This window comes from Shewanella avicenniae, from assembly GCF_017354945.1.
Lineage (GTDB): Bacteria > Pseudomonadota > Gammaproteobacteria > Enterobacterales > Shewanellaceae > Shewanella > Shewanella avicenniae.
Window position 1 is genome coordinate 4,105,074 of record NZ_CP071503.1, and the last position, 20,142, is coordinate 4,125,215.

Annotated in this window: 15 protein-coding genes; 3 read left to right on the forward strand and 12 right to left on the reverse strand. The window is 50.1% G+C overall.

Features of this window, described 5'->3' with window-relative positions; genetic code table 11:
* Positions 1–231: 231 nt before the first annotated feature.
* The 8 genes from JYB87_RS18195 to JYB87_RS18230 all read right to left on the reverse strand — a co-directional run bounded on the left by JYB87_RS18195 (position 232) and on the right by JYB87_RS18230 (position 12,261).
* Positions 232–1,113 carry a transglutaminase family protein gene (locus JYB87_RS18195; protein ID WP_207354832.1) on the reverse strand — a complete coding sequence of 294 codons (882 nt, stop codon included), beginning with the start codon at positions 1,111–1,113 and terminating at the stop codon, positions 232–234.
* Positions 1,110–3,680 carry a circularly permuted type 2 ATP-grasp protein gene (locus JYB87_RS18200; protein ID WP_207354833.1) on the reverse strand — a complete coding sequence of 857 codons (2,571 nt, stop codon included), beginning with the start codon at positions 3,678–3,680 and terminating at the stop codon, positions 1,110–1,112. The genes JYB87_RS18195 and JYB87_RS18200 overlap by 4 nt, the downstream gene beginning before the upstream one ends.
* Positions 3,681–3,703: 23 nt before the next feature.
* Positions 3,704–7,045 carry a transglutaminase family protein gene (locus JYB87_RS18205; RefSeq protein ID WP_207354834.1) on the reverse strand — a complete coding sequence of 1,114 codons (3,342 nt, stop codon included), beginning with the start codon at positions 7,043–7,045 and terminating at the stop codon, positions 3,704–3,706.
* Positions 7,042–7,986 carry an alpha-E domain-containing protein gene (locus JYB87_RS18210; RefSeq protein WP_207354835.1) on the reverse strand — a complete coding sequence of 315 codons (945 nt, stop codon included), beginning with the start codon at positions 7,984–7,986 and terminating at the stop codon, positions 7,042–7,044. Before JYB87_RS18210 ends, JYB87_RS18205 begins: the two co-directional genes overlap by 4 nt.
* Before the next feature lie 2 nt (positions 7,987–7,988).
* Positions 7,989–9,443, reverse strand: coding sequence for a circularly permuted type 2 ATP-grasp protein (locus tag JYB87_RS18215; RefSeq protein WP_207354836.1), 1,455 nt, complete (start codon positions 9,441–9,443; stop codon positions 7,989–7,991).
* Between the two features lie 318 nt (positions 9,444–9,761).
* The gene (locus JYB87_RS18220) at positions 9,762–11,015 is read right to left on the reverse strand and encodes a hypothetical protein (protein WP_207354837.1); all 1,254 of its coding nucleotides are present in this window, start codon (positions 11,013–11,015) and stop codon (positions 9,762–9,764) included.
* Positions 11,012–11,857 (reverse strand): ABC transporter ATP-binding protein, encoded by an 846-nt coding sequence (locus JYB87_RS18225; protein WP_207354838.1) that lies wholly within the window; start codon positions 11,855–11,857, stop codon positions 11,012–11,014. The genes JYB87_RS18220 and JYB87_RS18225 overlap by 4 nt, the downstream gene beginning before the upstream one ends.
* A gap of 11 nt (positions 11,858–11,868) precedes the next feature.
* Positions 11,869–12,261, reverse strand: coding sequence for a GntR family transcriptional regulator (locus JYB87_RS18230; protein ID WP_207354839.1), 393 nt, complete (start codon positions 12,259–12,261; stop codon positions 11,869–11,871).
* 87 nt (positions 12,262–12,348) lie between these two features.
* Between JYB87_RS18230 and JYB87_RS18235 the strand changes: the two genes are divergently transcribed.
* Genes JYB87_RS18235 through JYB87_RS18245 form a run of 3 tightly spaced genes read left to right on the forward strand, consistent with a single transcriptional unit; the run spans position 12,349 to position 15,685 of the window.
* The gene (locus JYB87_RS18235) at positions 12,349–13,821 is read left to right on the forward strand and encodes an alpha/beta fold hydrolase (RefSeq protein WP_207354840.1); all 1,473 of its coding nucleotides are present in this window, start codon (positions 12,349–12,351) and stop codon (positions 13,819–13,821) included.
* A complete protein-coding gene (locus tag JYB87_RS18240) occupies positions 13,818–14,552 on the forward strand; it encodes an ABC transporter ATP-binding protein (RefSeq protein WP_207354841.1) in 735 nt (244 codons plus the stop codon). Before JYB87_RS18235 ends, JYB87_RS18240 begins: the two co-directional genes overlap by 4 nt.
* Positions 14,549–15,685 carry an ABC transporter permease gene (locus JYB87_RS18245; protein ID WP_407695821.1) on the forward strand — a complete coding sequence of 379 codons (1,137 nt, stop codon included), beginning with the start codon at positions 14,549–14,551 and terminating at the stop codon, positions 15,683–15,685. The genes JYB87_RS18240 and JYB87_RS18245 overlap by 4 nt, the downstream gene beginning before the upstream one ends.
* A 285-nt stretch (positions 15,686–15,970) precedes the next feature.
* Here the strand turns inward: JYB87_RS18245 and coaD are convergent, their stop codons facing one another.
* The 4 genes from coaD to JYB87_RS18265 all read right to left on the reverse strand — a co-directional run bounded on the left by coaD (position 15,971) and on the right by JYB87_RS18265 (position 20,064).
* Positions 15,971–16,453, reverse strand: a complete 483-nt coding sequence (coaD, locus tag JYB87_RS18250; protein ID WP_207354842.1) for a pantetheine-phosphate adenylyltransferase — start codon at positions 16,451–16,453, stop codon at positions 15,971–15,973.
* Between the two features lie 177 nt (positions 16,454–16,630).
* Positions 16,631–18,724: a YjbH domain-containing protein gene (locus JYB87_RS18255; RefSeq protein WP_207354843.1), complete on the reverse strand. Its 2,094-nt coding sequence runs from the start codon at positions 18,722–18,724 to the stop codon at positions 16,631–16,633.
* Between the two features lie 24 nt (positions 18,725–18,748).
* Positions 18,749–19,480: a capsule biosynthesis GfcC family protein gene (locus JYB87_RS18260; RefSeq protein WP_207354844.1), complete on the reverse strand. Its 732-nt coding sequence runs from the start codon at positions 19,478–19,480 to the stop codon at positions 18,749–18,751.
* Entirely contained in the window at positions 19,477–20,064 is a 588-nt protein-coding gene (locus tag JYB87_RS18265) for a YjbF family lipoprotein (RefSeq protein ID WP_207354845.1), read from the reverse strand. Before JYB87_RS18265 ends, JYB87_RS18260 begins: the two co-directional genes overlap by 4 nt.
* Positions 20,065–20,142 lie beyond the last annotated feature (78 nt).

Consider the following 20,142-nt stretch of genomic DNA (forward strand, 5'->3'; position numbering starts at 1 on the left):
CCAGGCCGCCGCCGAAAGATTTTTGCCCTAATTAAGCGATGTCTCACACTGTCAAAATCTGGTTTGACCAGATGCTAATTTATTGAAATAACGAATAATGAATTTATATGACCGGTTTATTCACATGAAAGGCATTAGGCTAAAGTAGAATAAAAACTCTATTTTACAAGCGCTTGAATCACGCAGCCCAAATGGACTGCGAGGGTCGATAATGTGAACAGTTTACTCGGATTAGACGCGCTGAACGTCAACAGAAACTGACAGTGAATGAGTATCGCCACCATCAAAAATTACGCCTTGGAGTGGTGATACGTCGGCATAATCGCGTCCCCACGCGGTGACGATGTGCTGACCGTTGGGCATTAAATCGTTGGTGGGATCAAATTCCACCCAGCCCAACTCGGGCACGTAAATCGCAAACCATGCGTGTGAGGCGTCGGCGCCGACCAGTTTTTCTTGCCCCGGTGGCGGTAAGGTTTCCAGATAACCACTGACGTAACGCGCTGGTAAGCCCACCGAGCGAATACAAGCAATGGCAAAATGGGCAAAGTCCTGACATACACCACGCTTCTCTTTTAACACGGTTTCAGCCGGCGTGGTGACATCGGTGGCGGTCGCATCAAAGGTGAACTCGCTAAAGATCTTGTGGGTAAAATCTAACGCCGCTTGTAGCAGCGGTACATCATCAGCAAAGGTGTCCGCAGCGTATTCGCGCAGCAGTTTCGAGCACTTAATATGGGTCGAATCAAGCATGTATTCTTTCACCATCCGCAACTCAGGGTTCCAAGGCTGTGCCAGCAAACCACGCAAGTCGCCACAGGTTATGTCATGCAACTGCAGCTGATTTGGCAGATCTTCCTCTTCAATCTCGAAATCACATTCCACTTCAATCGCCAACTTTTTATGCGGCTCTTGAATTGAGAAATAGAAGGTTTCATTGCCGAAATAATCTTCTCCGGCGCTCTGATATATCGGCGTTGGTGTCACCACAATGCGTTGACTCAACACCTGTTGCTTCGCCGTGCTGCGGGGCAACAAGTGAGTCATGTTGTAGCACAGCGTAACCGCTGAACTGTATTGATACTCGGTGAGATGACGTACGCGATATCTCATATATCTGCCTTCCATTGCGCTTTAACCAACGGCTGCGGGCCTGCGGTATGGTCAAAATATTTATCACTGATCAAACTGGTGAATTGATCAAGTTGGTCGCCGATTTGGGTCATTAGCTGCGCTAAGCTGGCGCGAGTTTCGGTCTCTTCATCAATCAATGCTAACGCTTCCAGATCGGCCAACTGAATGTCATTAAGGGTTTTGATAATCAGTCGATTTTCTGCGGTTAACCCTGAGCTTTGGGTGTAATTACGCGGTAATTCATTGAGATATTTACGTAACTGATCCACCTGATAAATCAGCGAACGTGGGTTGGTGGCGTCAATCATCAGCAGATCTAAGCCATAGGCTATCCGCGCCCGCGTCCGATAACGGCGGCGGAAAGAGATCAAGGCTTCCACGCTCAGCAGCACCGATTCCAGAATCTGCTGTTGCTGTAAACTCGGGAGATGTTCGGTGAGAGTGGCTTTCAGCAACGTAGCGGTTTGCAGCGCACGCTCAGTACGGCGGCCAATCTCTTGGAACATCCAGTCCATACCGCGCAACATGCTTTCATGATTTAAACCTGACAACGCTAACAGCGACGTTACCAAGCTATCCAACGACTCTTCCGGCACTGCGGGTAAACCGTCACTATAGGCTTCATCGACCGCAAGAATATGGTCGCGCAATTCGTTGAGAATGATCCGCGTATCGGCTGACAGCATCTCTTTGACTTGCTCACCACAGGCCAGCATCGATTGTAGGTTAAATTTGATACTGCCGACCCGTGCGCCATCAATCACCAACGCCGCTAACTCATCGTTAGGGTTCTCCAGTAGCTCTGGGTCTTCGGTAAAGCCCGGCAAACAACCCGTCAGCTGTGACATCGCTGTGAGCAAAACATCGCGACTTTCAGGCGGGAATGGCTCAATCCCGTTCAGTTGTTTAAAAATGGTGCGCATCAAGCGCAGGCTCAGTTCAGCGCGCTCGGCGTAGCGACCAAACCAGAACAGATTTTCGATAACCCGCGATGGCAAATTACTGACTTCAGCGCGATCACGCGGCTGCGCATCCAAAATGGGCAAACTCGAGGTATCCGGCTTATCGCTCACTACCCAGGTATCTTTACTCATGGCACCGGAAAGACTGGTCACAATCGCTTCTGCGGTTGACTCTGCCACCCGGGTTAAGCCGCCGGGCATGACGCAAAAGCTGTCTTTATCGGCCACAGTAAAGCCACGGAAAATACTCGGACGGCCATCTAGTTGTTTGTTCTGCCAAATTGGCGCGATAGCGCCGGGAATATAACTCTGCGCCACATACGCGTGTGGACTGTGCTCAATTTGGGCAATAATCTCTGCGCGAGTTTTGTCAGTTAAACTGTGGCCATAAACGCTGCGACTGTAGAAACTGCGATAGGCCGGTTTGATGATCAACTGATCGAGGTTAGCCAGCACATAGGCTTTATCCTCGGGATTGCCGCACCACCAAGTACGGACGGATGCCAACTTCAGCGGTTCATTCAGTAAAAATTGGCTTATTTCCGGTAAGAAGGCCAACAGAGCCGGCGCTTCTAACACACCACTTCCCAGTGGATTCGCGAGTACCACGTTACCATTACGTGCCACTTCTAATAACCCAGGCACCCCTAGACGGGAGTCCGCACGCAGCTCACTTTGGTCGCAGTAACTATCATCCATACGCCGTAAAATCACGTCGACTTGGCTTAAGCCATTAAGCGACTTCATCCACACCTTGCCATTGCGCACGGTTAGGTCGCCGCCTTGTACCAGCGGGAAACCGAGGTAGTTTGCAAGATAGGCATGTTCAAAGTAGGTACTGCTGTAAGCGCCTGGGGTGAGCACCACGATTCGCGGCGTATCGGTTTTGTGCGATACCAAGTTCGCGAGGGTTTGCCGCACCGTATGGAAGAAACTCGACAACCGCAGCACATTGGCGTGACGGAACATCCCCGGTACTACCCGCGACACTACGGTGCGGTTTTCCAGTGCATAGCCGGTACCGCTCGGCGCCTGTGTTCGATCGCCAATCGCAATAAAGTGGCCATCTTGGCTGCGTACCATATCTACCGCATGAAAGATCACTTTATGGGTGCCGGGCAGCTTGAGCCCGTGACAAGCACGCAAAAATCCCGGATGAGAGAAGATAATCTCCGACGGGATTATCCCCTCCTTTAGCAAACGTTGCTCGCCATAGAGGTCTTGATAGATCAGATCAAACAGCTTGGCACGCTGCACCAGACCTTTCTCTACCAACTGCCACTCCGCCTGTTCAATCACATTTGGCACTATGTCCAGTGACCAAACCGTGGGAGATAAAGGGTCGTTATTTAGGTTATAGGTTGCACCATCGTCGCGCAAAATACGTTGGGCGCGGAGATAGCGATCCTGCATGCCATCGTTACCTAGTCTGGCAATGTTTTCCATCACTAATTGCCAATGAGGTCTCACAACCCGTGAAAAATCGAACGCTTCATCATAAGCGCTCTGGGGCTGTGCATAGGGAGCCTGCGCCTGCAAGTTTTTAACGCTTGCAGCGGCAGACTTTGAACCTGTCGATGTCATGTTTTACTGCTGATTGGCGAAAATTAGAGCCTAGTATACTTTCTTCTGAGATCTAAGGTATGCGGATATTCCTGTGTTGGTTCCTCATCTGACGGAGCTAATTGTTTTGGCAGGGTTTTATTTTCATAAAACTCACGCAATGCATTAAATTCAGGCGGCGGCATCAACGGACCTTGGGTAAATCCATGGTCGGTAAATCGGTTAACTCGGCGCGCTTCCGCCTCATTACTGTTCACCGGCACAGTGTCATAATTGCGCCCACCCGCATGACTCACGCGATAAGTACAACCACCCACCGACAACCCATTCCAACTATCAACTAAGTCAAACACCAGTGGTGAATCGACACCGAGAGTTGGGTGCAACGCTGACGGCGGCGCCCAAGCGCGATAACGCACCGCGCCCACCATCTCTCCCTGTTTACCTGTGTGCGACAGCGGCACGCGGCGACCATTACAGGTCAGCACATAACGGCTGTCGGTCAGGCCACTCAAGCGCACTTGCAAACGCTCAACCGATGAATCCACAAACCGCGCAGTGCCCGATTGGGTGATCTCCTCACCAAGCACATGCCAAGGCTCAATTGCCCAGCGCAATTCCAGTTCAATACTGCCAATCTGCTGCCGGCCATAATGTGGGAAGCGGAACTCTTCAAACGGCGCTAACCACTCTAATTTAAAGGGATAGCCATGACGCTGTAGATCATCGACAACTTCTTTAATGTCCTGCCACACATAGTGCGGCATCATAAATTTGTCGTGCAGCAGCGTGCCCCAACGCACTAGCGGCTTTTGGTACGGCTTGTGCCAGAAGCGGGCGACCAAACAACGCAGCAACAGCATCTGCACTAACGACATACGTGCATGAGGCGGCATTTCAAAACCGCGGAATTCCAACAACCCTTGGCGACCACTGGCACTGCCAGCGGCATAGAGTTTGTCGATACAGAACTCCGAGCGATGGGTATTGCCGGTGATATCCACCAGCAAGTTACGCATCAAGCGATCCACCAGCCAAGGCGCGTTTACTTCACCATCGGGCATGTTGTCGAAGGCGATTTCCAGCTCATACAGTGCTTCATCACGGCCTTCGTCGACCCGCGGTGCTTGGCTCGTTGGGCCAATAAACATGCCCGAAAACAGATAGGACAAGCCGGGATGATGTTGCCAGTAGGTCACCAAACTGCGCAGCAGATCCGGCCGCCGTAGCATTGGGCTATCGGCCGGGGTCACGCCCCCTAGCGTCACGTGGTTACCACCGCCAGTGCCGGTATGGCGGCCATCGAGCATAAACTTCTCGGTGCCGAGCCGTGACAGGTAAGCTTGTTCATACAAAGTTTCGGTGTTGTGCACCAGTTCATCCCAGCTTTTCGCTGGATGAATGTTCACCTCAATCACCCCAGGATCAGGCGTGATGAGGAATTTTTGCAGTCGATAATCTTTTGGCGGTTCATAGCCTTCAATTACTACTGGCAGCTGCAATTTGCTGGCTACCGCTTCAATGGCATTGATTAAGGCAACGTAGTTTTCCAGATAACTGACAGGCGGCAAAAACAGGTGCAGGCGACCATCACGCACTTCCAAACAGATCGCGGTACGCACCACGTTTCTAACGATTTTATAGCTCGGCTGACAGTTACCGGCCGCTTGTTGCTGTTCGGCAATGGTTGTAGCCGCGGCTACGTCAAATACCGGCAATGGCGCACGCGGCTCAAATGGGTCACGCTCTGCCTCAAACTCCTCTTCGGAAACTGCGGGCAAAGAGCTTAGCGGTAAACGGAACCCCATCGGACTATCACCGGGGATTAGGGTGATCACTTCGGAGCGCATCGGCCACAAGCTGCTTTGCCAAGCGATGCCGTTAAACTCTACCGGCAGAATATAACCGCTCGGAGTATCAAGACCACGAGTCAGCAGTTTCGCGAGACGGCGCCGTTCCAAATCATCTTTTAGATCCGCTTTACGCGGATCAACGCCCTCAGGCAATTGTCGCTCTAACCACAGGTAGTAGAGGGTATCTTCAAACGCGGGTTGCAGATAACGCGGCGCGATCCCAAGTTGCTCACACAGCTGAGCGCCAAAATGCTCAGCATCTGCCAGGGTATGGCCGTAATTGGTATCGACACGGGCTAATAACTTCGGCTCATGCCATAGCGCTTCGCCATCAGTTCGCCAGAAACAGCCCAGCGCCCAACGTGGCACCTCTTCACCGGGATACCACTTGCCTTGGCCATAATGCAGCAAGCCATTGGCACCAAACTGCTGCTTCATTCGCAGTAACAAATCTTTTGCCAGACGCAGCTTGTCGGCACCAAGTGCGGCGGTATTCCATTGCGCTGAATCCATATCATCAATGGAAACAAACGTCGGCTCACCGCCCATAGTCAGGCGCACGTCGTGCTCGATAAATTCGGCATCAACGGCACGCCCCAGCGCTTTAATATTTTGCCACTCTTCATCAGAATAAGGCTTAGTTACCCGCGGGTCTTCATGGATACGGGTCACCACGTTTTCGTAGCTAAATTCGCATTCGCAAGGGTCGGTAAAGCCAGTAATGGGCGCCGCAGACACAGGATCTGCAGTACAGGACAGCGGAATATGGCCTTCGCCAGCAAACAGACCAGACGTTGGATCCAGCCCAATCCAACCTGCGCCCGGCAAGTAAACTTCGCACCACGCATGCAAGTCGGTGAAGTCATGGTCGGTGCCCGATGGGCCATCCAGCGCCTTAACATCCGCAACTAGCTGCACCAAGTAACCGGAAGCAAAACGCGCCGCTAACCCGAGCCGCCGTAAAATCTGCACCAGCAGCCAAGCGGTATCGCGGCAAGAGCCTTTCTTCAGTGTTAGCGTTTCTTGGCAGGTCTGCACCCCAGGTTCAAGGCGAATGCCATAACTGATGTCTTGTGCAAGGCGACTGTTGAGCGATACCAAAAAGCCAACGATTGCTTGTGGGGAGCGGTCGATGCTGGCCATCCATGCATCAAGCTCAGGGCAATCTTCCTCAGTTTTGAGGTAAGGCGTCAGCTCTTCTTTTAACCCCGCAGCATAGCTAAAGGGGAATTTTTCAGCGTATTCTTCAATAAAGAAATCGAAGGGGTTGATGACCGTCATATCGGCGATCACTTCCACCGCAAATTCAAGCTTCTTCATTTTTTCTGGAAACACCAAGCGCGCCATCCAGTTACCGAATGGGTCTTGCTGCCAGTTGATGAAGTGCTCTTCCGGTGTGACCTTTAATGAATAACCGTGAATATGGGTACGCGAATGTGGCGCTGGCCGTAAGCGTAAAATATGCGGTGACACATTAATGAAGCGATCGAACTCGTAGGTGGTTTTATGTTGAATCGCTACGCGGATGGTCATGCGGCATCCCCTTGCTGAAAGTGGAACCAGTTTTCAGTGATCTGGTGATGCAGCGCGATCATGCCTAACTGCACTTCGTTGAGGTACTCACTGAATTTCTCGTTGAGATCGGTCGAGTGCTCAACCCCATTGGTAATCTTCAGCAATTTATCTACGTTGGCTGCGATAATGCCGTAGCGAGGTAAGGTTGCAGCGGCGGCTTTCACTTGCTCTAAGCAATAACGTTGCGAACGCGGGAAGCAGGCATCGGTCAACATAAAGGTCACCACAGAGGCACCACTGATCGAGCAACGCATGGTGCGGCGGAAGCTCAAATAGGCACTTTGCGATTTCAACACTTTTGACCACACCACTTGGCCTAGCTTAACGCTCTCTTCCTCTTGTGAATGCTGCATTTGGAAGTTGGCCGCATCTAAAATACGAGTGTTCATATCAGCGCGTTCCAAAAAGCGCCCCATCATAATAAAGTGCCAGCCCGCGTGACGATCCATGGTGCCGGTCAGCAAACCGATAATCTTTTGGCAGCCTTCAATAATGGTATTGAGATAGGCGTGTCGCACCGAACGGTTAATCCCTTGTTTGATGTTTTGCCGCGCATAGAGATCAAGCTCGTTGATCAATTCCCACATCTCACCCGGCACCACATCGCGGGTCGTCCGAATATTTTCTCGCACCATTTTCAATGACGACAGCAACGATCCCGGGTTGGTATCGTCTGCCAGCATAAATTTCAGTACGTTATGTTCATCGCGGACTTTGTAACGCTGATTGTAGAATTCAACGCCGCTATTAATTTCGACCAAGTTGTACCACGACACCGCAATATCACGCGGCAGATCGTACAACAGGTCATCGTAAACACTGACCAAACGCGCAATGTTTTCTACGCGTTCAAGGTAACGGGCACTCCAATAAAGCCGTTCTGCAACTCGAGATAACATGCTTACTCTCCTTTGGTCTCAACGATCCATGTGTCTTTACTACCACCGCCTTGTGACGAATTAACGACCAAGGAACCTTTTTTCATCGCCACGCGGGTTAAGCCACCGGTGGTGACATAGGTGTTGCGGCTTTGCAGAATAAAGGGGCGCAGATCGAGGTGGCGTGGCTCCAATGCTCCCGTTCCAATCAGAGTGGGCGCGGTGGAGAGCTTCAGCGTTGGTTGCGCGATGTAATTGCGCGGATTGGCTTTGATCAGTTCAGCAAAGGTTTGCTGCTCTTTTTTTGTTGAGTGAGGCCCAACTAACATGCCATAGCCACCTGATTCGTTAGCAGGTTTAACCACTAGCTTATCTAAATTGGCTAACACGAACGCTTGCTGCTCTGGATCTTCACACAGATAGGTTTCCACGTTCGGTAGAATCGGCTCTTCATTCAAGTAGTAGCGGATCAGCGCTGGCACATAGGCATAAACCACTTTGTCATCGGCGACACCAGCACCCGGCGCGTTGGCAAGCGCGACGTTGCCCGCTTTCCATGCCCGCATCAGCCCCGGCACACCGAGCACTGACTCTGGATTAAAGGCTTCAGGGTCGATAAATAGATCATCGATACGACGATAAATCACATCAACCCGCTCTGGGCCGTAGATGGTTTTCATGTAGACGCAGTTGTCGTCACCGACAAACATATCGCTACCTTCCACCAACTCAACGCCCATCTGCTGTGCTAAAAACGCATGCTCGAAATAGGCGGAGTTATAAATGCCGGGCGTCAGTACCACAATTTCTGGACGATCAATTTTGCGCGGTGATAAGGCGGCCAGAGTTTCAAACAGCTCAGCCGGATAAGAACCGTTTGGCTGAATATCATCGTTTTCAAACAGCTCTGGCAACACCCGTTTGGTAATGGCGCGGTTTTCTAGCATGTAAGACACACCTGACGGCACCCGCAGGTTGTCCTCTAGCACATAAAATTTACCATCGTGATCGCGTACCAAATCAGTACCACAGATATGGGCCCACACCCCAAACGCCGGTGAAACACCAACACATTCTGGGCGGAAATTCTTCGAGTCTTTGATGATGTGCTCAGGAATGATGCCATCTTTGATGCAGTTTTGATCGTGGTAGAGGTCATCAATAAAACGGTTGAGGGCGGTCAGACGCTGCTTCAGACCTGCTTCAGTCACCGCCCAATCCTTGGCGTCAATGGTGCGCGGAATAATGTCAAACGGCCAAGCGCGGTCGATGTTGCCCTCTTCGGTATATACCGTAAAGCTGATCCCCATCTCCTGCACTGTGGCTTCTGCGGTCAAACGCCGCTTTTCGAGTTCTTCTGCGGAAAGTGAATCAAGATATTTAAGGAGTTGCTTTGCGGGTGGGCGGGCTGAGCCTGATGGTTCGATAAGTTCATCGAAAAAATCACCAGAGTCATAATTTTTTATTAGTTTATCCATAGACCGAATGTCCTCTCTGACAACCTTGGTGCAGGTTATCGCTGCCATGCATTTTTCCAGCGCATCTTTAACTATCAATGCCCCAAATTGGTGCCATTCGCAAGCATAACTCCCCGTTATGCGGCAAAAATACCAGAATTATTTACCGAATCGCAGACAACGACGCTGTAGGTAAATCGCAGCAAATTCCGTACCACAGCAGGAAGCAAGATCAGCATGCAGAATGACCGCCAACCACGAATGGGTTGGCGTAGAAATTAGCATAAGAGTTTTGCAAAAATAGAAGTGTTAGTTCTCCCTCAAATAGTTGAAGGCGCACTAATAAGGCAGGCCGTTACGCCACAAACGTTGGTTGCTCCAGCGAAAAAACACGGTGGACACCAGCGCCATCAGTACATCGAACCATAATAGCCATTGCGGCATCGCCTCCATTTGACCGACATCCGCCAGATAAGCACTCATAAAGCCGTTTTGTAGGCCATAGAAGAACACCATGACCGCCATATGCCAAGGTTTAGCGCAGAGGCAGCCCAGTGCTAGGCCGATCACGCCGCCCCAGTATGTGGTCAATAGCAGATGCATCGCAGCTTGCCAAGGCCACACTTGCAGCAACAGCGCTTGTAACCCCACGCTGAACAGCACGATCACCATTGCCGTAAACAGTAAGCGCAGCTGGGCGCATTCAAAGCCTTGTCTTAGCCCATCAACGCCATTGTAAAGCGGCAACAGCAGTAACGAAGTGACATTGCGGCTGCGCATCACTCGGTTCCAATGCACCATCAAGCCAGTAAAGATAGTGAATACGCCGGCAATCAAAGGTGCGGGAAACTGCTTATCCCAGCCGATATTCACCATAAATGCCAATAGCGGGAAAGCGACAGCAAGCGCTAACATTGAAACCAAGCCAGAGCCCATAAAGTGCGGAATAGGATAAAACCAACGACTGATCTTAAACTGCAGCTGTGAACTCCCCAGCTTTGGCATCCACAACCAACCACATTCAATGCCATTGCGGTATACCGTCATGCCATCGCTGTTCCAGCGCAACCGTTTAATTTGAGTCGATAGCAGTGCAGCCAGCGCCAATGCAATGGTCCACCAGCAATAGGCGGGCAGGAGCGGTGCGATATCATCCAACGCAAATAACACCACAAACAGGAATAAACTCAGCTGATATTTAGAAGGTTGCCGCAAACAATACAGCGCAAATGCCGCAGCAATTGCCCAAGCTAAGCCTTGTAAGGCTACGATTGATTGCGACTGATATATCAGCTGGGCAACGGCCAGATTTGCCAGCAGCACAAACAGCAACAGCATGCGGCATTGCCGTAACACCATTGCGCGATAGCCCGGCACTAATTCAGCCCATTCAGTGGCCTGTAACCGAATGATTTGCCACAAAATGGCGCAGGTACCACTAAAAATACTCAAGCCAAAGAAGATGCTGACTTGTTGCTCTTTGGCGTCTATCTTGCCAAATAATAGCGCCATGCCGAGGCCTAGCAGCAGGTTAAACAGGAAACTCGCGCTGCCAATATCCTTGCCCCATAGAAGCGCCATTCCTTTAATCATGGGTGCAACTCCATAAACAGCTGCTCCAAATTGATGGGCAAGCAACTCTGCGCTTGGGCGATCGGCTGCCCTTGATAACCATCAATCACTAAGGTGCGCCCATGATGTCCCAATACCTGAATTGATGGCGGTAACGCAGGCAATTCATCCGTAGCAAGGGTGATAAGGCGCAGATGCTCCCGCAGCTCATCAATTTCGCGCATCAGCAGTAATTCCCCTTCCTTGACCAAGGCCACATGGCTGGCAACCCGCTCTAGGTCTGAGGTGATGTGCGAGGAAAATAACACTGCTGAGCCTGATTCCAATGCCAGCTCAAACAGATCGGCCATAAAATGGCGTCGCGCCAGCGGATCTAAACTGGCAACCGGTTCATCCAACAACAGTAATTTAGGGCGATAAGCCATCGACATGATAAGCGCCAGCGATTGACGCTGACCGATGGACAACTTCTGTACCGCAGTTTTGCCATCTAACCCAAAACGCTGCAGCCATTCTTGCTCAAGCGCCAAGTCCCACTCTGGGTAAAAACTACGATGCAGGTTCAGTGCTTGCGCGACTGTAAAACCTTCATAGCCAAACGGCTGCTGCGCCACATAGCCAATAGCGGCCTTCGCCTTCGCGCTCAAGCGGTCTGGTGATTCATCAAGGATGCGCACATCACCGCTATCAGCGGTCACAATGCCTAAGGCAATCCGCATCAGGGTTGATTTGCCAGCGCCATTGGTGCCTAACAAACCGACCACCATGCCCGGATAAAGCGTTAGCGATAACCCTTTCAGCACAGTTTGACCGTCAAACTGCTTGGTGATGTTACGTAACTCGAGTAATGCCTTCTGTTCCATAAACGACTCCATTACTTATCATCCTGATGCTGCTGTTGCCACTGTTGCGCCAGCAGTTGCTCGAGTTGTGCCAGTGTCAAACCCAACTGTTGCGCATTCGCGATTAGCTCATTAAGTTGCGGTGCTAATAGTGCTGCCGGTGACGCAGTCGCTGCGGGAGTATTCTGTGCCACCCGAGTGGGTTGGCCTCGACGCCGCTCAAGCCAAGCTTGATCAACCAGCTGCTGAATGGCACGAGACACTGTCATGGGGTTGACCGCCAGATGCGCTGCGATTTGCCGAACTGAAGGCAACACAGTCTCGGGCGGCAGTTGTCCGCCGACAATGAGGTGAATAATTTGCTCGGTCAACTGGCGGTAAATCGGTTCACCACTGCTGGGGTTGACATGCAGGAGTTCTAACATTAGCCTTGAATACTGTATTAATACATTGATACACTTGATTGAGTTAAATTAACACACCTGCATCGAATTGCAAATAAGGAAATCAGCATGAAGCCGTTTTACTTACGCTGGCTCAATCCTATGATGGGGTTGCTGCTCGTCTCCAGCGCGATTCCCCTCAGTGCCCACGCGGCGGACGACAGCAGTAGCTGCTACGTCGAAGGGTTATCCGACAGACTCCAATGTGGCAGCGTCAAAGTTGCCGAAAACCCCAACAAGCCGAATGGCCGCAAGATTCAGATCCACTATGTGGTGATCCCAGCTATCAAAAACCTTGCGCCCAAAGAAGCGGTACTCGGCATTGCCGGTGGCCCAGGACAGTCGGCGATTCAAAGTGCAGCGGCATTTGAACGCATGCTGAGTAAAGCACGGCAACATCGCGATATTTTATTGATCGATCAACGCGGTACGGGCCAATCCAATCTACTGTCTTGCCGCGAACAATCTCTGAGCGACATTTTGAAGCTGAGCGATGATGCCTTCGATACTCTCGAAGAAACCCGCGAATGCAAAGCCAATTTGGATGCCGATGTCAGCCAATACGGCAGTGAGCAAGCGCTGCATGATTTTGACGTTGTCCGCCAGCATTTAGGCTATGAAAAACTGCATCTCTACGGTGTGTCTTACGGTACGCGCATGGCACAACTCTATATGCGCCACTATCCGCAAGTGCTGAAAACCGTCACCCTCGATGGTGTGGTGCCGATGAGTCAAAGTGTGTTGGTGATTGGCGCGGCGATTGCTCGGGCTCAAGATTTGGTCATTACCGATTGCGAGCAAGACAGTAGCTGCCAGCACACTTACCCCAAACTGCGGCAAGAGTTTGACAAGGTGCAAGCGAGCCTTAGCGAGTATCCGGTGATGGAAAAAACTCATCACCCGGTTACAGGCAATACAGAGCTGCTGACGCTGACCCGCGACAAGTTTCTCGGCGCATTACGCTTAGCGCTTTATTCGCCAGCGGTACGCTCACTGCTGCCGTTTACCATCCATCAGGCATATCGCAAAAACTATCAACCACTGCTGGGGCTATTAGCCATGCAAGTGGGTTCTCTAGATATGGCGATGGGCATGCACGCTGCGGTTGTGTGCGGTGAAGATTGGCCACGCTTGACCGCCGCGCAACGCGCCGAAGCGGAACAAAGCGTGATGGGACAGATGATGCTGAAAAGCCTCGATGAAAGCTGCCCGATTTGGAATATCCCCGCCGCAGATAAAGCATTTGGCGCCCCAATCAGCAGCGATATTCCCACCTTGTTGCTCTCTGGCGAGAAAGATCCCGCGACACCGCCTGCCTGGGCCGACATCGCCATGGCGAAACTGAGCCATGCGCGCCATTTAATTTCACCCTACGCCACCCACAATGTGGCAGCACAATCCTGTGCCGGTAATTTGATTGCCGATTTTATCAGTGGTGATGAGTTAGCGAGCATTGACGCCGAGTGCCTGAACAAAGATGTGCGTCGCGGCTTTTATCTAAACGCTAGCACTGTAGAACCTTTGCCGGAGAATAAACCATGATTCAGGTAAACAATATCAGTAAAAAAATTGGCAAAGTACAAGCGCTGGATGACCTGAGTTTTTGTGCCGAAGACGGCATGATCACTGGCCTGCTCGGCCCTAATGGCGCGGGCAAAACCACTTGTTTACGTACTGTGTTTGGCCTACTTAAGCCTGACAGCGGTAGTGCGGAAATCGATGGCATTGATGTGGCCAAACACCCAGTGGCGGCCAAAGCGCAATTGGGATTGTTTCCGGATCCGTTTGGTTTGTATGAACGCCTGTCTCCGAGAGAATACATCAGTTACTTTGCTAAATTATCTGGCATGAGCAGCCGTGACGCCAAGCAAGCCACCAGCGAAGTATTGGCTAAACTGCGCATGGATGATATCGCTGATCGCCGTTGCAAAGGTTTTTCTCAAGGGCAACGGATGAAAACCGCATTGGCTCAAGCGATTGTACATAAACCAACCAATATCATTCTTGATGAACCCACTCGCGGTTTGGATGTAATGAGCACGCGGGTACTGCGCGATCTGCTGTTCGATTTAAAACAGCAAGGCCATTGTGTGCTGTTCTCCAGTCACGTAATGCAAGAGGTTGCAGCACTGTGTGACCGAGTCATTGTGATGGCCAACGGCAAAGTAGCCGCTATCGGTAGTCCGCAGGAATTATGCGAACGGACGGGCAAAGATTCACTGGAAGAAGCCTTTATTCAATTGATTGGCACCGATGAGGGGATTGCCGCATGATCAGCAAAGTACTCACCTTACTCCGCAAGGAACTCATTGACGCCAGCCGCGACAAACGTTCGGTGCTGGCCGGCCTCTACTATGCCATCGGCACGCCATTGATCATGTGTGGCTTGTTTATGGTGCTTATCAATCAACTCTCAAGCCCGGATGATTTGCCGATCAAAATCACCAATGCTGCACAAGCCCCCGATTTAGTGCGTTATCTAGGGCAGAAAGGAATTAACAACAGCGACAGCGAAAAAGCAGAGAAAATTCGACTCGAAATCAGCCCCGATTATGCAGCGCAGATGGCTCAAGGCCAAAGTGCTGAAGTGATTATTGTGGCTGACGACTCGGAAGAGAAACTGCAGAAATCGATTCGTCGCTTGCAACGGACTTTGCAAGGTTACTCTTCGGAAATGGGTAGCCTGCGCTTACTGGCGCGCGGGATTGACCCTCGCATCATGCAGCCGCTAAAAGTGGAATTACATGATAAGGCGACCCAAGACTCAAAAGGTGGCATGATCATGGGTATCGCCATTTTCACCATGCTGTATTCGGTGTTTATCTCTGGTATGAACCTAGCCATTGATACCAGTGCCGGCGAGCGAGAACGCAACTCGTTAGGGCTGCTGCTTAGCCATCCTGTCACTACTGGTCAGCTAGTGCTGTCCAAGCTATTCGCTGTAACCGCGTTTGCGATGTTGGGCTTAGTGTTGATTCTGCTTATCAGCCACTTTGCCTACCCGATGGTGCCTTGGCCGGAACTCGGCTTTAGCATCACTATCACTCCCGCCTTTATGGCAACTGTGTTGGTGATTGGTCTGCCAGTGGCGATGATGGCTGCTAGCCTGCAACTGTTTGTGTCCTTTATGGCGAAAACCTTTAAGGAAGCGCAGTCCTATCTAACGATGGTGATGTTTATACCGTTAGCACTGGCAATGAGTGCCAGTTATAATATCGCTCCAGATGTTCTGAGATGGCTGCCGGTGTCAGGTCAACAAGGCGCCTTGATGGAAGTCATTAAGGGTAAGACGCTGCCGCTGCAAGAGTTGTTAGTGTCATCAGGGGCAACGCTGGCAATCACCTTGCTGTTAGCCTTAGCGTTAACTAGGATGTTGCGCAGCGAAAACGTGGTATTTGGCCTATAACTGGCGATAAATTCGCTGAGCTTAACGAGAGTCATATTGACCAAAGTGGAGAGGAACCAATGGCACAACTAAAACAGTATCGAGCATGGGTCACAGCACTATTATTGCTGGCAGCACTCGGGTGCTATTGGCTCGGAGCCAAACAGAGTATGTTGGTTTTTATCATGTTAGGCTGCGGATTAGAGCTGTGGTTTTGGTACCGCCTTATCGGCAAACGCTGACCGTCCCTCAAAATATCTCAATAAAAAATGCCGTAACTATTCGGCATTTTTATTGGGCAACATATTATTTTTCAAAGCGTTGCTGCAATGCTTGCATCACTTTGGGGTGCACAAACTGCTGCACATCACCACCGTGGAGCGCAACCTCTTTGATCAATGTTGAGGAGATAAAGCTGTTCTCTTCCGACGGCGTTAAAAAGACGCTCTCTAAGCCGGGATATAAGCGGCGGTTCATACTGGCTAACTGAAACTCATATTCAAAGTCAGACACAGCACGTAATCCACGCACAAGCACAGTGGCTTGATGCTGCTTGGCAAAGTCCACCAACAGACCACTAAAACCAACAACTTCAACATTATCAAGCTGCTCAGTGACCAAATTTAATAGCTCAACCCGCTGTTCTAAGGTGAATTTCGGCTGTTTGGATGGATTGGCGGCCACAGCAATAATTAGTTTAGGAAACAGTGATGCGGCACGAATGATAAGATCTGTATGGCCGTTGGTGACGGGATCAAATGTCCCCGGATAAACCGCAATATTATGCATAATCACTCTCTTAACATTAAGCGAACAAATCAGCCCAGCGCGAACGCTGATTAACTGACGCCGCTAAAGATTTGCCATAGTATGACACGGTTTAAGGTAGCATCGAAACATAAGCTTAAAGCCATAAAAGCAAAAAGCCCTACCGATTGGCAGGGCTTGAATTCGCAACGCTAAGGCTTATTTTTCGCGGGCATTCACCGCTTTGGCACCGCGTTGCTCAGTCATATAGTAGAGCGAATATTTATGTCCTAGCTTCTGACCACCATCACGAGTCAAAGGCGACCAACCAAAGCTGGCGCGGCTCAATGAGCTACGAGTTGAGAAAACATCAAATGGGATCTGCAGGAATACACCTTTGGTAAAGCTACCTTCACCATATTCTTCAGAGCTAACGTCGGTGAACGTCGCATAGGCACCTAAACGCACACCGTTATCAAACTCGCGATATGCAGTGAAAGTTGCGCCTAAATCCTTAGCCAGATAACGACCAACATCCACTTGGGTATGCAAGTTATACCAAGGCAACTCATAGTAGAAACTGACGTGACCAGTCACGGTTTCATAATCTCTAAAACCGAACAGCTGATTAAAGTCACGCTGCTTCACTGCGTTGAGATCCACACCGAAGGCATAATCTTTACCAAATGGTCGGTAGAGCAATTCGCCGCCAACGCCGCCGTACATATATTCCAAATAGCCAGCATAGACTTGGCTGTACCAGTTACTACCAAAATTGTTAAACCAAGTGGCTTGTAACTCACTGATGCCCACATCTGATTGGGTCAGGTATTCACGAATATAAGTACGCACTCGCGGCAGATTACTTGGAGCATCGTACTTAAACTTATCAAAGTTATTGAAGAGGTTAAGCGCTAAGTTACCACTGACTTCAAGACTGTCGTTAAAGCTATAACGCAATCCACCACGTAAGTTAAATTGGTACAACAGGAAGCCGTCAGGCCCACCCAAGGATTGAGTAAATCCTGGGTTAACGTAGTATCCCCAGCCTGAAGAGGTCGGCCTGTGCCAGACTTCATCTCCGATTGGCGCTTGTGGTGCACGAACATCGGTCAGCTTTGGCGATTCATTAAAATCATGTTCAAAGTTGAGCTTCTCCGCTAACGCTTTACGTGACACGCTAGTTTCTACTACCGGCATGCCACCAGACTCTTCAATAAAGAGGTACTCGCGAGTACCTAAGTCTGTGACGTTATACAAAATGGCCGCAGCGCGGGTATCTGCTTTTTCACGATCGAGATATTTACCCTGAACACCTTCAATAATCACTTGTTGATTATTTTGATAGATCTTACGTGGGTAGAATCCTGCATCTTTACCCAAAGCTTTGGCAACTTTGTCCCATGATTGATCTTCTGGTTGCGTAGCTAATGCTCTCACCGGCGGATCTTTCTTATACAACATGACATCGTTGATCAGATTAGTATGCAGGGTAAAGCCGAAAGACAAGGTATTACCGCGTTCGTAGGATAGCTTCAGATCCAGATAATTTGTCGGCTTTAACACCATACCGACGTTGAATCGAGAGTCCTGAGGTTGATTGTTATTCTGTGGCTCATGCTGATAATCATTACCATCCCATTCCAGCTTGAGCGTCAATGGCTGCCATGGAGTCTGATATTCGACACCAGCAAAAAGCCCGACACGATCACCACGGAAGAAATTGTTGAAACTGACGGTCCCCGTATCATTGATATTATTAGCATATCCAACCCGGTTACACATTCGGTCAGCTACTTGGCACAGCGGGTTTTGAATATCCCCCGCATTACCTAAATAACCCCACGCCATTCCTAAGGTGAAATCAAATGGACCAACCCGTTTAGTTGCACTCAAGTATTCACTTGAAAATAGCCCAGTACCACCAATGTCTTGGAAACCGACAGCAACATCAGGTAGATAGTAACCCTCTTCTAGCAGCCGAAATTTAACATCAAACCCTTTGTCTTTATAAGATTGATCGCCAGATAAAGATTCTGGACCATAGAGACGGTTGGTCACACTAACATAGCGAATCGAGGTGCTCATCCAAGGCAGCGGCTGAAAGTTAACCGCACCAAAAACATAAGGACTGACCCGAGTGTAGTTGATGCTCATATCGCCGTCTGGCGCCATTCGAGCGGTCGGCATCTGCATTAAGCCAATGCCACCGAAGTCGTTACGCGTCGGCGTAACTTGATCATACCATGCGCCCCAAGAGGCGGAACAAGGCAAAAGTAAACCGGTGAGGGTTAACAGCTTAGAAACTTGCATAAATCGTCCAAGGCTCCGGCAAAATTAGGGCAGCAACTGGGCAGAAAAAAGTTGGCGTAACGAATGTTGGAAGGCTTGCAACGACTCACCACCATCCGCCACCGGCACATACAGATAACTGCCTGGCGCGAGATAAGCCAGCTCGGTATTCCAGTAGGCAATACCAACTTTACGCATGCTGGTGTCTGGCGCAATCACCCACACATAACTTAAGTCAGCGCCATCTAAGCGTTTCAGCTCAGCAGAATATTCCGCCACGGTTTTACCCGGTTCAAAGGGCACAGAATAAGGTTTCACTGCGCCAACCACCTGAATGATTGTTGGGCGTGCAGGCACATAAAACTGATCGGCTGGCGCGAGATGGCGATTCTGCTCCGGCTTAAGCTCCAACAATTGCCAATCAAAGGGAAAAACGACCCGACCTGTAGCCTTGAGTTGCTGGACCTGTTGTTGTAACGACAGCTCTAACGCTTCGGCTAATTTCAATTTAGGTAAATCACTTAGCAGTAATAACCGGCGCGCACTTTGATGCAATACTGCCGATTGCCGAATCCATGCAGCCCCCGTGAGATAGGCATCTGTGGAATTTGTTGTGGCTGCAACCACATTGCCGATTCGATCGTCACTGGAAAAGGCTATTGCGGGATCTAGCTTTGCCTCACCAGTTACCGACACTCTGAGCGCTTGAGCGTATGATGAATGCGATGTCAGCAAACCGATTGTTAACGTGAAAACGAGTGAAAGCAGCGGCTTCATGATAAATCTCCGCTAAAAGGCTTCAGTAGTGTGATGCGAAAAACTGGCAAATCTGGCGAAGGCGCTTGCTCTGATTTCCACACTAAACCTCGGTCATCGAGCCAATATTTATTCACCACCTGATAGTGAACTTCTGGAATAGTAAATGTTTCTTCGATTAAGGTAAGTTCTTGGGTGTTGGGTCCCAATTGCACCTGTTCACGCCTTTTAACCACAAATCGACTGTCAAACTTCATTCCAAAGCGATAGCTAGGTAGCAGATCGAGATAACCTGATGCCACAGCACCATCGAGTTGCGTCAAAGGAAGTGTAAGCGGATCAGCGGTTTCAAATGTTAACCCAGCAAGATTTTGCGATAGCCCAGCAGTCTGAATCAAACGCCCATGAGCCGTGATCAGACTTTCTTTTTGAGCTGTTAGCCATTGACGCTGATCTCCTTTGGCATACGCCAATACAATCACCGCCTGCGGCCCGTCACCTAACTGACCATATATGGTCGCATAAGGAATGTTCGCTAAATCTGAGGCTGATATTTCATAACTAGGTGGGTCAGAAATGGCGTCTTTAAACGTCTGATATGCCATTGAACTCTTAGAACCACATCCTGTTAACCCAGCGGCACATATCAGTGCCAATAAGAGCTTTTTGTGCATAGAGGTGTA